This window comes from Deinococcus peraridilitoris DSM 19664, from assembly GCF_000317835.1.
Taxonomy (GTDB): domain Bacteria; phylum Deinococcota; class Deinococci; order Deinococcales; family Deinococcaceae; genus Deinococcus_A; species Deinococcus_A peraridilitoris.
The window spans coordinates 479,040-492,220 of the sequence record NC_019789.1; the positions used below are offsets into that span (position 1 = coordinate 479,040).

The following is a 13,181-nucleotide window of genomic DNA, read 5'->3' on the forward strand; positions in this document are numbered from 1 at the left end:
AGGAACGTTGAGTGCATTCACCCCTTCTCTTATCATTCCCGTCGTTGCGCCATCGTTGGCGTGAAGCGGGCTGGTGAGCACCACGCCGGAATGAAGGCGGGTTGCTGCGCGTTTGATCGGGCCAGTTCCCTCACGCGCTCTGGATAAGAGTGTCGCGCGCTGACGAGCGGCAACAGGCAAAAAGTAGCGCGCAACCCACCGCCCGAAAGTGTGGGTCACACATTTATGGATCGGCGATTTTCCGCTCCTTGCCGGAGGCCTGCAGGGTGAGTCGCTCTGGCGCGTTCGGTTTGGAGGCAGCTTCGTAAAAGCTGACGGGCTGGACCATTCCATGCGGACCGGTCAGGAGGGATCACCGTTACTCAATATCTTTACGGCGTGTTGGCAAACCGGACGTGCAACCGGGAAGGGCGAACGGAGCGGACTTCAAGACGTCCTCGTGCGATGGTGAACAACACCAGCGTCACGACAGGTGGCTCACCCTTGTTCCCGGCCAGTACGGGTCAGATGTGCTGATGAGTCACAAGTCCGCCGCAGGGCTTCCTTTCTCACGCGGCACTGGATGGTCTCAACTACATTTTCCTTTCAGGCACTGCTCGCGTGGAGCGCTCCTGCTTCATGCTGCGCTCCTCTGCTGCCGGCGAGCGGGTGCCCGAGCAGAGCTGGATTGGTGTCGGGCCAAGATCCAGTTCGACTGACCGGCATCGTCCGGCACCTGGACTTCGCTCGCGCGTGTGCGTTCCCTCAGTTTGGGCTGGATATCCGGGTGAACCTGCGACGAAACCACGTCAGTGCTGTCCGCTTTTGCTGTTCATCCACCGTTCGAGGTGTTCCAGGAACACGCTGCTGACGTGGTGCTCCAGATGCTCGGCTTCGGCCCGGGCTGCTTCTGGCGTGTAACCGAGCGCGTCATGCAGAAAAACCATCAACAGGCCGTGGGCACGGACGAGCTCACGTGCGATCTCCCTGCCTTCCTCGGTGAGGCGCGCGCCCCGGTAGGGGTGATACTCGACCCACCCGGCCTGTGCCAGCCGCTCGAGCATCCCGGTCACGGACGCGTCCCGGACATTCAGCTCATTTGCGAGACTTCCGGTCGTGACACACGCCATACCACCGTCCGCCTGCAGCTGCAGCAACCGCTTGAGGTAGTCACCGCGGGCGGGCGTGATTTCAGTCTGCGGCATGCCCTTGACTCGACACCGAAGAGCCGCGCGGCGTGAGGCTGATCGTTTCGCCTTCACCGGTCAGCCAACCGTTGCGGCGGGCGTGCTGCTGGGCCCGCCTGATCTGAGAGGCGTTCCACTCGAAGCGCTGCATGGCCTCGTGGAGGCTGATCCGGGCGCCGTGGGCTGCCGTGTACGCCACGAGCTGCCGGGCGGCGACCGAGTCACGCTGACGCTGACGCCGGGCGAGCGTCGCGAGGACTCCATCGAGCGGTGAAAAGAGCAGGCACAGGAAAAATACCAGCCCCAGCATGCTCGCGATCATTCCGGCGATGCTGGCGTCTACCGCCACGGCCAGGAAGTAGCCGAGAATGCTCGAAAGGACGCCGATGGTGAGGCTCAGGGCGAGCATCACCGCCAGTTTGCGGGTCAGCAGGTACGCGCTTGCCGGGGGAACAATCACGAAGGCGACAATCAGCACCGCACCCACCGCTTCGAAGGCGCCCACCGTGGTGAAGGACAGCAGCGTCATCAGGGCGTAGTGCAGCACGCCCGGCGCGAAACCCAGTGAGGCCGCGAGACCCGCGTCGAAAGTCGACAGGCGCAGTTCCTTGAAGAACACGCTCACGAAGACGGCATTCAGGAGCGCCAGGATGCCCATCAGCACCAGTGATTCCGGCAGTTCCCGCCCGAAAACCAGCATGTTGTTGAAGGGCGCGTAGGCGATCTCGCCGTACAGCACCGCGTCGAGGTCGAGGTGAGCGTTGCGGAAGTACATCGAGATCAAAATCACGCCGATGGAGAACAGCAGCGGAAACACCACCCCAATGGCGGCGTCGTTCTTGACGCGTCCGCTGCGCACCAGCAGCTCGACCGCGACGACCGTCAGGAGACCCATGGCGGCCGCGCCAATCAGGGCCGGCAGCGTGGCCGCTTCACCGCCGGAGAACCAGAAGGCCGCGACGATACCGGGCAGGACAGAGTGGCTGATCGCGTCGCTGATCATGCTGAGGCGCCGCAGAACCAGAAACACGCCGACCAGGCTGCCGGCAACGGCGACCAGGCAGGCCGTGAGGACGATCACCAGGTCAGCGTTCATGCGGCACCGCCCGATCGTGCAGCTGACCGAGTTTGGGGGCGCGCTGCTGTTCCCTGAGGCTCTTGTCGCGCCTTGCGTGACTGATCCGTGCCCACAGCAGACCTCGCAGGGGCGCGAAGAGCAGCGACAGAATCATGATCACGCTGATCGCGACGATCACGACGGGCCCGGTGGGAAGGTTCGTGACGGCCGCGGAGAGCAGGGCGCCGCTGACACCGCTCGCCCCGCCGAAACCGGCACTGAGAAAAAGCATCTTCCCCAGGTGGTCCGTCCATTGCCGGGCCGCCACCGCGGGCGCGACGAGCATGGCGGCCATCAGCACCACGCCGACGCTTTGCAGACCGATCATCACCGCCACCACCGCGAGCGAGGTCAGCAGTGTTCCGACAAGCGGGGCGGGCAAACCGAGCGTGGCGGCGTAGGCGGGATCGAACGACACCAGCTTGAACTCCTTGAAGAGCAAGACGACCGTGCCCAGGGCCAGCGCGGCCAGCACGGCCATCAGCGTCACGTCCGACGCGACGATGGTGGCGGCCTGGCCGAACAGGAACTTGTCGAGTCCGGACTGGTTGGCGTTGCCGCCGTTCTGAATGAAGGTCAGCAGCGCGATGCCGAAACCGAAGAAACTGGCGAGCATGGTGCCCAGCGCGGCGTCCTCGCTGAGGCGGGTGAAGCGCAGCACGGTGATCATGGCCAGCGCGGCGAGCCATGCCGTGAGCCCGCCGCCCAGCAGCAGCCACAAGGGAAGCTTGCCGCCGGAGAGCAGAAAGGCGAAGCAGATGCCGGGAAGCGCGGCGTGTGAAAGGGCGTCCCCCAGCAGGCTCTGGCGGCGCAGCACCGCGAACGCGCCGATCACGCCGCCGGTGATGCCGAGCAGGGCGCTGCCCAGGGCCACGTTGCGCAGGGTGTAGTCCGTGAAGACGCTCAGGAGGAATTCGAAATTCATGCGGGTGTCGCCTCTCTCAGGAAAGCGACTTTTCCGCCGTAGGTTTTGCGCAGCAGTTCTGGGGTGAAGGCTGTCTGGATGGGGCCGCTGGCGATCACGCTGACGTTCAGGAGCGAGACGTGATCGAAGTACTCGCGTACGGTGTCGAGGTCGTGGTGCACCACGACCACGGTCTTTCCCTGACCCTGAAGGTCGCGCATGACGTCCAGAATGGCCCGCTCGGTGGTGGCGTCCACGCCCGCGAAGGGTTCGTCCATGAAGTACACGTCGGCGTCCTGGGCGAGGGCGCGGGCGAGGAAGACGCGCTGCTGCTGCCCGCCCGAAAGCTGCGAGATCTGCCGCTGGGCGAAATCGGTCATGCGGACGCGCTCGAGGGCCTGCATGGCCAGTTCGCGTTCGCGCCTGCCGGGACGGCGGATCCAGCCGAGTCGCCCGTAGAGGCCCATCATCACCACATCCAGGGCGTCGGTGGGAAAGTCCCAGTCGACGCTGGTGCGCTGCGGGACGTACCCGACGCGGTGTCGCGCGTTCTTGAGCGGCTCGCCGAAGAAGCGCACGGTTCCTGCGGCTTTCGGGAGCAGACCCAGCACGGCTTTGAGAAACGTACTTTTCCCCGCGCCGTTCGGACCGACGATGGCGCACAGCTGCCCGGCGGGGAACTCGAGGTCGATGTCCCACAGAACAGGTGTTTCGTGGTACGCGACGGTCAGGTCACGGACGGCCAGCGGGGCGGTATGGGCAGTGGCGGTCATCGTATCCCCTTACTTGCCGAGCAGCGCTTCGCTGATGATCCTGGCGTTGTGTTCGACCATGCCGATGAAGGTGCCTTCCTTGGTGCCTTTTTCGCCTGCAGCGTCGGAGAAGAGTTCGCCGCCGATCTGGAGGTTCCAGCCGCGCGCTTTGGCGGCCTGGACGACCGCTTCCACGGTGCGCCGGGGGACACTGCTCTCGATGAACACCGCGTGGATCTTGCGGTCCGCGACGAACTTCGCGAGCTCCTGGATGTCCTTGGTGCCGGCCTCGGCGACGGTGGAGATTCCCTGAATTCCGCGAACTTCCACGCCGTACTTGCGTCCGAAGTAGCTGAAGGCGTCATGCGCCGTGATGAGGACGCGCTGCTCTTTGGGAACGCGGTTCATCATTTTCTCGACGCGCGTGTGCAGGGCGTCGAGCTGCTTCTGGTAGGCGGCGGCATTCTTGGCGTAGGTGGTCTTGCCGGCCGGGTCGATGCGGGTGAGGGCGTCACGGACGATGGTGGCGCTGTGTTTCCAGAGGGGCACGTCGAACCAGACGTGGGGGTCTTGCAGGCCGGCGATGCCGATGAAACCGCCCGGAGGGGTGATGAGCTGGTTTTTCGGCATGGCGTCGGTGACGGCGATGGCTTTGGGGCTGCGTTCGAGCAGGTCGACCATCTTGCCTTCCAGGTGCAGGCCGTTGTAGACGATCAGGTGGGCATCCTGGAGCGCACGCACGTCTTTTGCGCTGGCCTTGTAAAGGTGAGGATCGACACCCGGGCCCATCAGCCCGGTGACCTCGACGCGGTTGCCGCCGACGTTCTGGACGAGGTCGCTGATCATGTTGACCGTGGTGGTGACCTTGACCTTGCCGCCTTGCAGCTGGGCGGGCTTGAGGGTGTCAAGTTTGGGCGTTGCTTCGTCGGCGCCAGCAGCAGCCGAGAGGGTGATGAGAGCGGAGAGAGCCAAAGCTTTAGGAGATAGGCGGTTCATAAGTTAGGGTATCCTAACTTATTGGTGGGGAGCTGAAAAGTTACCATTGACCATTCTTAAAGTTGCGGCATTAAGCAGAACTTCAGAGAAACGGACGCCACTCGGGGCATACTCTGGTCGCGTCGGAAAAGCAGGCCACGGGAGACCGTGCTGACTCGGACCTTACCCTCACCCGGAGAGCAGGCGCCCGAAGTCCGAAAACGGGAAAACGGTCAGGAACATCCTGACCGTCCACTCAGTCGCCGGTCAGGAAGGTGACAGCGCCTCGTCCTCAACGTCCTCGACCCAGATGCCTTCCGCGACCGAAGTTCCCAGCACCACCGGCTCACCCTCCAGCGGCCGGACGCGCATCACCCCGAGCGCCTCGGTTTCCAGCACCTCCAGCATGACACCGGGAACCACCCCAAGCGCCGCCAGGGCGCCCAGCCGAGGGGCATCGTTCTGAGCCAGGCGTCCCACCGTCACCACTTCACCGGCACGCACCTCCAGCAATGAACGCTTCGCCTCACGTGGCATCACGCCCGCCATCGAAGGAATCGGATCACCGTGCGGATCATGGGTCGGTGCGCCCAGTGCCGCGAACAGCCGCGCTTCCAGGGACTCGGAGATGTGATGCTCGAGCCGGTCCGCCTCCTCGTGCAACTCCTCCAGGGGTACACCCAGCGCGCGGTGCAGGAAGGCCTCAATGATCCGGTGGTGCCTCAGCACCTCGAGTGCGACTGTTTCGCCTGCTGCCGTGAGCTCGACGCCTTTGTACGCCTGGTAGGAAACAAGTTGCAGTTCGGCCAGTCGCTTGAGCATTCCCGTCACCGAGGCCGAGGTGATCCCAAGCGCTTGCGCGATGTCCTGCGTTCCGGCCCTGCCCTCGCGGGACAGGAGGTAGATCGCCTTGAGGCAGTCCTCGGACTGCGGAGTGAGTCGCTCGCGCACGCCCTTATGGTAGCGCAACGTCCCAGGCGACTCGAATTGTTTCAAGCGCCTTACGGCACCTCCCGCATGCCGGTGCAGGTGGGCTTCAGTCGTGTGCCGAAGCGTGGGCATCTTTCAGGAACTGAGTGGTTGGCGAACCCACAGGGTGCTGTTGAGTTCGTGAGGCGCGAAGCAGCGCGTCCGTACTGAACGCCAGCGTGTGGCGCCAGCCGAGCAGAAGCAGGAACGCGGTGGTGTACAGCACCAGGCTGATGTCATTCATGTTGCCTGACAGCACGAAGTTGACGTGCATGAACAGGCAGACCAGCAGCATGGGCAGCGTCAACAGTCCGAACACGATCAGGGTGCCCGCGATGACCTGGCTGATCGGGATGGCGTAATTGAAGAACAGGACATGTTCCAGGACGAAACCCTGCAGAAACTGCCGGTACGGCTCAGGCACGTTCGGCTTCTCGAGGGCTTCGAGCAGGTAGTGACGTAAAAAAATTCCGGGCTCGCTGAACCAGTGTTTCTCGCTTTCTTTGGTCAACCCGGCGAGCATCCAGGCGACGCCGTACAGACTTCGCAGGACGGCAAAAAAGAGGCTGGGAAGAAGCGTCCAGGCGGGTTGTGCGACACGTGGGGCAAAGGCCGATGGTGTTTTGGTTGTTTGCATCAAAGCTTCCTTGAGGGAGTCGCGATACTCCAGCGTTGAGGTTGTGATCCGGAAGGCACGTGGCCGCGCGGGACTGGCACTCGCAAAATCAAGGGGACGATTATTTTAGGTCATGCAAACAATTTAATTCGCGTAAGCTAAATCCGCAACGGCCAGGATTGAGCGTGGCGTTGAGCCATTCCTCACGGGGGAGCGGTACAAGATGCCCCGCCCTACCGAGCCGAAAGAACGCAGGACCAGCAGACGCTCTTTTGGGATCATCCCTACACAAGTCGTAAAAGGTCACGTTCTCGGTTTTACTTGTCCGATAATTCTGCCCACGCAACCCGCTCAGGCGAGGCGCATGCCCACCACCGAACAATTCGTGCTGTCCAGGATGGGCGCACCGTACCGCCCGACCACACACAAAGGTCACAAAGGTCGGCCGCTCAGCATTTTCACGCACCGCGACGCACGAAAAGAAATCAACCTCACGCCCGGCACAAAGTGAACTTACGCTGGAACGCCGCCATTTCACCCTGAAGTCAGGGACCGATGAGGCGGTGCGGGATGGGTTCGGTGCGGGCAGCGCCCGGAATGGCTACGCGCGTTGACAGCTCTGAAGATCAAGCACGCGCGTGGATCACCTTGCCCTCTGAGAAGGTGACCTGCGCGTTGTACACCCTATCGATCCCGGTAACGGCCTCCACGCTGCTTGGCGTGACCGTGGTCGGCTGACCATCCAGCGTCGCTTCAAATTCAAACGTTTGTTTTTCAAATTTCGTCCGGGTGAACCGTGCGTTTCTGGCGGTTACGCTCTGCGCCCACACCTGTCATCACGCAAGAACCCTCGCAAAGCAGCTGCAGCATGGCCGCATGGAACGAGCGCAGGAAGTTCGTGACGAATACTCACGAGCATGGGGCGATCATTCGGGGCCCGGCAGGAAGTACTTACTCCTGACTGCAGCAAGAGCCTGCCACGTCGCCGGGGTTGATCAGTCCTGTGCAATCATCGTTCCTTTCGGCGCAGCCTGAGTTGCTCAGAGCCAGCTGAGCGTCAGCATCAGCCCTGTCGCGATCACGAGCAACAACACAGCCAGCGGCAGCGGCAGCAACACTCCACACAGTGTCGCCACCAGGCCAACACCAAATGCCGATTCCAGATTCGCTTTGCCCGAACCGATCCAGTGGGTCAGTTTCTCCAGGGCGACAATCGTAAAAATGACCTGCATCATGGCCGCAGCACGGCCAGAGCGAACGGGGTGAAACCGCATGCCAGCGCCCCGCTCATTCCGATCAGACCCAGCAGCACGGTCAGGATGCTTCCAGGCGTGGCCCTCCCGAGCGTTCGTGCCCGCACGGTCATCGGCAGCAAACTGCGCGCAGACAGCGAAACCAGGAGACGTTGTGCGAGTTTCGCCAGCGACAATGCCAGAAATCCCTGCACCACGACATTCCCCGAAGCGAGCAGCACCAACGATGCCGTGAGGGAAAAACGCAACGCAAGGACCGCTTGCTCCAGCATTGGACGGCGCCACAGCAACGTCAATCCACGCCAGATCAACGCGCCCGTCACACCCCGGCGGAAACCGGGAGGCGGCAGGAAGCGCGAAGGGCGAATGGCTCGCGCGTCACCGCGCAGTTGGGCGCGCAACCGATGGACCACATCCGGATCCTCGTCTCCCTGAAGCCACCCGGCATTCAGATTCACGGCCTGCAACTGCCCCAGGATGAGTGACTGCTCGACGAATGACCGGGGAAAAGACTCGATCTGGGTGCGTTTCGCAGCACTGATGGTCGTCCACAGCAACAACACTGGGGCCAGCAGCGCCCAAGGTGTCGTTTGGTACAGCGCACTCGCCAATCCGAAGGAACTGAAGCTGCCGAGAAGCGCCAGCACGACCGTCAGCCCTGTCAGCACCGCCACGTTTCGGCGCGCGACCGGGTTGCCTTCGCGCGCAGCGTAATTCAACCAGGCGATGTCCACTCCGACGGTAAGAACCAGCGCCAACGCCAGGGGCGCCAGGGGCGCGTGTACCCCGAAGACCATGGGCGCGAGGAGCGCCCAGGCCCCACCGGCACACAGGCCCATCAGGAAACGCACGGCGCGAGCTCGGAGCAACGGCCAGGCCAGCACCTGCGCGGGCATGATGGGAGCCAAAGCCAGGCGGTACACATCCCGGCGGTTCAACGTCACCGGAGGAAGCCGGGACGTCAAGCCGATCAGGACACCCAGCAGCGTGAATACGCCGGCACCCAGCGGCAGGTGAACGCCTGAGAGGCCCAAGGAATCAGTCGCCTGAACCGTCTCGATGGTCGTCACAATCCCGATGCCCAGCCAGAACAGCAGGTACACCAGGGTGGCCCAGCCGAAGGTCTCCCTCGCCCACCGGAAGTACTCACGAGTCGCTCGGTGAAGCGTGGTCATTCTTAACCAGTGGGCTGCCTCAGGGACCGGGTCCGCTGACCCTTTGATTGCCTGCGCACTCGGCGTCACAGCGGAAGGCCTCGCTCGACGAAGGTGCCCTCGCGCAGTACCGCGACACGCGCCCGGCTGGCGTGTTGCGTCAGTGCTTCACCGATCTCCGCCTGATGGGCGCTGAGTACGACGGCCCCTCCGTGCTCAGCACGGTTGATCAACGCCAGGCGGAGGACCTGCTGCGCTTCGGCGTCGAGTCCGTTGAATGGTTCGTCGAGCAGCAGCAGCGGCGCCGAGAGTCCGAGTGCCAGGCTGAGACTCAGTTTCTGCCGCATACCTTTTGAGTGCAGGGTTGGAAATTCGTCCAGGTGGTGCGTCAAGCGAAAGCGTTGCAGGAAGTCGATGGTGCGTGATTCAGCCTGTTCGTCCTGGTAAGCCCGGGCAGTGAACTGAGCGTGCTCGCGCAGCGTCAGGTCATCGTAGAGGGCTGGCTCGTCAGGAACGAACACGCAGCATTTACGCCCTGTAAGCGTGGTCGGTGAAACACCTGAAACCAGCACGTTTCCTTTGTGCGGGAGCAGTCCGACGAGCGCCCGAAGCAGTGTGCTCTTCCCAGCGCCATTCGCACCGGTCAGCCACAGCAGGGTCCCAGGCTGGACAGTGAACGACACGTCCTGGAGGAGGGTCTGACTTGAGAGGGTCACGTGTAACTTGTCGACCTGTAAGGCGGGGTGCGTGGGCATCGTGGAACCTGCATTATGACAAGCGAGTTGACGCTCGGGGAAATCAATACTGGAGTAGTGAATGGAAACGCGTAATAGCGTTTCCATTCTTGCCGAGCGAAGGCGCACAAATCAGCCCCCGCACCCTGCGCGCTTACCGGGTCGGGGTGCATCACTGGCTCGGCTATGCCCGGCAGCGCGCCACGCCCATCCTGCGCCCCACGCGCAACAGCGGCCCGCTCTTCACCCGCACCCTGGAAAGTCGCGGCTTGCAGCCTTCCAGCGTGCGGGCGTACCTGGCCGGCGCGCGCCCTGAACGCCGCGCTGCGCTGGACCGGCGCTACAGACTTGATCCCTTCGCGGACGCCAAAGCGGCACGAGCCACAACACCCGCCTGGGAGAAACGCCAACCCTACGAGGAACACGAGATCCAGGCCCTGCTGGCTCAGGCTGACCCACGCCACCGCGCCTTCGTGCTGCTCGGCGCTCATGCCGGACTGCGTGTCGAGGAAATTGTCACGCTGAGGTTGAGCGACGTCAGCCTAGCCGCCCGGACGCTGCACGTCACGGGCAAGGGCCGCAAGATTCGCACGGTGAACCTGAGCCGCTCACTGCTGACCGCACTCGCAGCCTTGCGGCCGAGTGCCGTCAACCTCGAGACGTTCGTGATCGGTGCGAACGCGCACGCGGCCAGAAAGCGCCTTCGCCTGGCCTGCACCCGCGCGGTGTCGCGTACCGTGGCGCGCACGCTCTGCGGCACTACGCGGGAACGCGCATGGTGCGTTCCCGCTTGAGTTTGCACGACGCCGCCTGGGGCACAGCAGCATCGAAACCACCCAGACGTACGCGAAACCGGCGGATGACACCCTGAAACGTACCCTGGAAGAACAGAGAACAGCCCGGGCATGCGCAAGCTCACCCCACTCCTGCCACGTCCAGAGCGTCCGTACCCCACAAGGCGGTGGGGTCGCCACGAGCGATCCATCTTTGGGAAATTTCCTGCTGGATGGCCGGCGAACGGCGTCAAGGCGGTCTGCTGTGTACAGTGAGCCATGAACGCAGAAAGCCAAGGAAGCAGCGCCACCATGGGCGGGTTGCAGGGACGGGTGGTGCTGGTCACCGGAGCGGCCAGCGGCATCGGGCAGGCGATCGCGCTCCAGATGGCGGGGGCGGGTGCCCGTGTGGTCATCGCTGATGTACAGGACGCGCAGGTGACCATGAATCTGCTGGAAGCTGCCGGTCATGAAGTGCGTTGGGTGCCGTGCGACGTGGCCGACGCCCGGCAGGTTCAGCAACTCGTCGAAGTGGCCATGACGGCGTTCGGGCAGCTGGACGTGCTGGTGAACAACGCTGGAATTTCGGGAGGAGCGCGTCTGCTTCATGAACTCGACGAGGATACCTGGGATCAGGTGATCAACGTGAATCTGCGTGGACCGTTTCTGTGCGCGAAGTACGCGCTGCCGCACCTGATGCGCAGTCGGGGTGTCATCCTCAATATCGCGTCGACGTATGGTTTGATCGGTGCTCCACTGGCGCCTGCTTACTGCGCGTCAAAAGGTGCGCTGGTGAACCTTACGCGTCAGCTCGCGGTGGATTACGGCCCTTTTGGCGTGCGGGTCAATGCCATCTGCCCGGGCTACGTCGACACCGACATGGGCGGCAATCGCGCGCGACTGGGACCTGAGCTGGCCGCAGCCGCCCAAGCGAAGCGGGAAGCGAACGCGGCGCTGCAACCACTGGGACGTCAAGCGCACGTGGACGAAATTGCCCGCGCGGCGTTGTTCCTCGCGTCGGACGCGAGTTCGTTCATGACAGGCGCCATCGTTCCGGTGGATGGGGGTTGCACGTCGACCTTCTACCATGGCAGCCGGTAAGGACATCCCACGCTTGAAACCATGGGGTTCCGCGTCTGCCCCTCTCTGAGGATCTGGTCCGGGGCCCGTCCTCTTCATGCGCCAGCTGGTGCGCCGCGCAGACCTTCGATCAAGGCGCCGATGGCCAGCGCCAGCGCGTCCTGATGGGGTGGGGTGACCACCTGTACCGCGACCGGCAGGCCATGCGCGCCCACGCCCGCAGGAACGGAGAGCGCGGGGAAGCCGGTGAGGTTGTAGGGAGCGGTGCGGCGCGCTTCAGAGGCCCCTTCCTCACCGGCGATGACCGGGTCTTCGTGCGGCGCTTCCCACGCGACCGTCGGCGTGAGAAGAGCGTCCACGCTTTCGAACGCCTCGAGGAAATGGCGCGCCAGCAGCCGACGGTACTGTTGGGCGCGCACGTGAGCTACGGCAGGAACAGCGAATCCCAGTTCCAGCTGGGTGCGGGTGAAGGGTGCGTAGTCCTCAGGGCGGGATTGCAGCCACGGAGCGTGCAACGCGCTGGCTTCGGGCAGGAGGACGTTCATCAGCGCGTCGTCGGCGTATTCCAGATCCGGGATGGTGACGTTGCTGAGGGTGACGCCATGACGCCTGAGGGTCTCGCAGGTCTCCGAAAACGCCTGAGCGACATCCCCGTGCAGATCGTGTCCTTGCGCGTGGGCGGTGAGCACGCCCAGCCGCAGCCGGGAAAGGTCAGGAATGGGAAGTGACTTCCCGGTAAGGGCTTCGAGCAGCAGACCGGTATCCTGGCAGCTGCGCGCCATCGGTCCGGCATGGTCGAGCGACCAGGACAGCGGAAAGACCCCGTCGAGGTTCACGAGGCCGTAAGTCGGCTTGAGTCCCGCGATACCGCAGTAAGCGGCGGGAATACGAATCGAGCCGCCCGTGTCAGTGCCGACCGCGGCAAAGCAGCAGCCGGCGGCAACGGCCGCGGCAGAGCCTCCACTCGAACCTCCCGCAGTGCGCTGCGGATCGTGCGGATTGTTGGTCTGACCGTAATCGGGATGCACGACGCCGTACGCGAACTCCAGCATGTTCGTTTTTCCCAAAAGCACGGCGCCGGCTGCTTCGAGCCGCACTGCCAGACGGGCGCTTTGCTGTGGAACGTCGTGCGCGCGGATACGTGATCCACAGGTGGTGGGTGTTCCGGTCACGTCGATCAGGTCCTTGAGGGCAATGGGGATGCCGTGCAGTGGACCGCGGTCCACGCCGGAATGCAGCTCTGACTCGGCGCGCGCCGCCTGCGCGAGGGCTTCCTCGGCGGTGACGGTGATAAAGGCGTTCAGGACGGGATCGAGCGCTGCCACGCGCCTGAGCGCTTCGCTGGCGACGTCGACAGGAGAGAGGGCCCGCGTGCGGTACTGCCGGGCGATGGCCGTGATGCTGCTCATCAGGACGTCAGTCACGCGTCTCCTCCGGCCAGAGGGAACCGGCGGCACTGGTCACTCCCAGCGGAAGTGCAGCAATGCTCGCGTCGCCGTGAAGCAGTGGTCCGAGCAGCACGATCAGCTGCTCTGCGCGCGGTGTTGGCAACTCCAGCCCGGCGAGACGGGTGAGCGCCTGAATGAGTTCTGACGTGAGGTGGGGTTCGGTCATGCAGACCTCCCGGTCAGGTGAAGCGAGCCCGCAACGGACTTCAAAGGTCGAGGACGTGGCGCTTCGATCGAGGC

Annotated in this window: 16 protein-coding genes and 1 riboswitch; of the genes, 3 read left to right on the forward strand and 13 right to left on the reverse strand. The window is 63.7% G+C overall.

The window, feature by feature from the left end; all coding sequences use genetic code 11:
* Positions 1-26: 26 nt before the first annotated feature.
* Positions 27-150, reverse strand: a riboswitch (SAM riboswitch).
* A 638-nt stretch (positions 151-788) separates the two neighbouring features.
* The 7 genes from DEIPE_RS21005 to DEIPE_RS21035 form a co-directional block, all read right to left on the reverse strand.
* Positions 789-1,184, reverse strand: a complete 396-nt coding sequence (locus tag DEIPE_RS21005; RefSeq protein WP_015231548.1) for a metal-dependent transcriptional regulator — start codon at positions 1,182-1,184, stop codon at positions 789-791.
* Positions 1,171-2,262 carry a metal ABC transporter permease gene (locus DEIPE_RS21010; protein ID WP_015231549.1) on the reverse strand — a complete coding sequence of 364 codons (1,092 nt, stop codon included), beginning with the start codon at positions 2,260-2,262 and terminating at the stop codon, positions 1,171-1,173. Before DEIPE_RS21010 ends, DEIPE_RS21005 begins: the two co-directional genes overlap by 14 nt.
* On the reverse strand, positions 2,252-3,208 hold the full coding sequence (locus DEIPE_RS21015) for a metal ABC transporter permease (RefSeq protein ID WP_015231550.1): 957 nt from the start codon (positions 3,206-3,208) through the stop codon (positions 2,252-2,254). Before DEIPE_RS21015 ends, DEIPE_RS21010 begins: the two co-directional genes overlap by 11 nt.
* On the reverse strand, positions 3,205-3,960 hold the full coding sequence (locus DEIPE_RS21020; protein ID WP_015231551.1) for a metal ABC transporter ATP-binding protein: 756 nt from the start codon (positions 3,958-3,960) through the stop codon (positions 3,205-3,207). The genes DEIPE_RS21015 and DEIPE_RS21020 overlap by 4 nt, the downstream gene beginning before the upstream one ends.
* Before the next feature lie 9 nt (positions 3,961-3,969).
* Entirely contained in the window at positions 3,970-4,935 is a 966-nt protein-coding gene (locus DEIPE_RS21025; protein ID WP_015231552.1) for a metal ABC transporter solute-binding protein, Zn/Mn family, read from the reverse strand.
* Between the two features lie 246 nt (positions 4,936-5,181).
* Complete coding sequence (locus DEIPE_RS21030; protein WP_041231972.1) at positions 5,182-5,865, reverse strand: metal-dependent transcriptional regulator; 684 nt, start codon at positions 5,863-5,865, stop codon at positions 5,182-5,184.
* Positions 5,866-5,950: 85 nt separating this feature from the next.
* Positions 5,951-6,520 (reverse strand): hypothetical protein, encoded by a 570-nt coding sequence (locus DEIPE_RS21035; protein ID WP_015231554.1) that lies wholly within the window; start codon positions 6,518-6,520, stop codon positions 5,951-5,953.
* A gap of 343 nt (positions 6,521-6,863) precedes the next feature.
* On the opposite strand from DEIPE_RS21035, the gene DEIPE_RS24310 reads away from it, so the two are divergent.
* Entirely contained in the window at positions 6,864-7,010 is a 147-nt protein-coding gene (locus tag DEIPE_RS24310) for a hypothetical protein (RefSeq protein WP_157449132.1), read from the forward strand.
* A gap of 115 nt (positions 7,011-7,125) precedes the next feature.
* Here DEIPE_RS24310 and DEIPE_RS24315 read toward each other — a convergent pair whose 3' ends face one another.
* From DEIPE_RS24315 to DEIPE_RS21055, 4 genes are all read right to left on the reverse strand, one after another.
* A complete protein-coding gene (locus DEIPE_RS24315; RefSeq protein ID WP_041231846.1) occupies positions 7,126-7,329 on the reverse strand; it encodes a hypothetical protein in 204 nt (67 codons plus the stop codon).
* Positions 7,330-7,539: 210 nt separating this feature from the next.
* A complete protein-coding gene (locus DEIPE_RS21045) occupies positions 7,540-7,734 on the reverse strand; it encodes a hypothetical protein (protein ID WP_015231557.1) in 195 nt (64 codons plus the stop codon).
* A complete protein-coding gene (locus DEIPE_RS21050) occupies positions 7,731-8,927 on the reverse strand; it encodes a hypothetical protein (RefSeq protein ID WP_041231848.1) in 1,197 nt (398 codons plus the stop codon). Before DEIPE_RS21050 ends, DEIPE_RS21045 begins: the two co-directional genes overlap by 4 nt.
* A gap of 65 nt (positions 8,928-8,992) precedes the next feature.
* Entirely contained in the window at positions 8,993-9,748 is a 756-nt protein-coding gene (locus DEIPE_RS21055) for an ATP-binding cassette domain-containing protein (RefSeq protein ID WP_342663292.1), read from the reverse strand.
* Between the two features lie 2 nt (positions 9,749-9,750).
* Between DEIPE_RS21055 and DEIPE_RS21060 the strand changes: the two genes are divergently transcribed.
* A complete protein-coding gene (locus DEIPE_RS21060; protein ID WP_015231560.1) occupies positions 9,751-10,434 on the forward strand; it encodes a tyrosine-type recombinase/integrase in 684 nt (227 codons plus the stop codon).
* 258 nt (positions 10,435-10,692) lie between these two features.
* Positions 10,693-11,514, forward strand: coding sequence for an SDR family NAD(P)-dependent oxidoreductase (locus DEIPE_RS21065; protein ID WP_169316631.1), 822 nt, complete (start codon positions 10,693-10,695; stop codon positions 11,512-11,514).
* Between the two features lie 74 nt (positions 11,515-11,588).
* Here DEIPE_RS21065 and DEIPE_RS21070 read toward each other — a convergent pair whose 3' ends face one another.
* Both DEIPE_RS21070 and DEIPE_RS21075 read right to left on the reverse strand, forming a co-directional pair.
* Positions 11,589-12,917: an amidase gene (locus DEIPE_RS21070; protein ID WP_015231562.1), complete on the reverse strand. Its 1,329-nt coding sequence runs from the start codon at positions 12,915-12,917 to the stop codon at positions 11,589-11,591.
* Positions 12,910-13,107, reverse strand: a complete 198-nt coding sequence (locus DEIPE_RS21075) for a hypothetical protein (protein WP_015231563.1) — start codon at positions 13,105-13,107, stop codon at positions 12,910-12,912. The genes DEIPE_RS21070 and DEIPE_RS21075 overlap by 8 nt, the downstream gene beginning before the upstream one ends.
* Between the last annotated feature and the right edge of the window lie 74 nt (positions 13,108-13,181).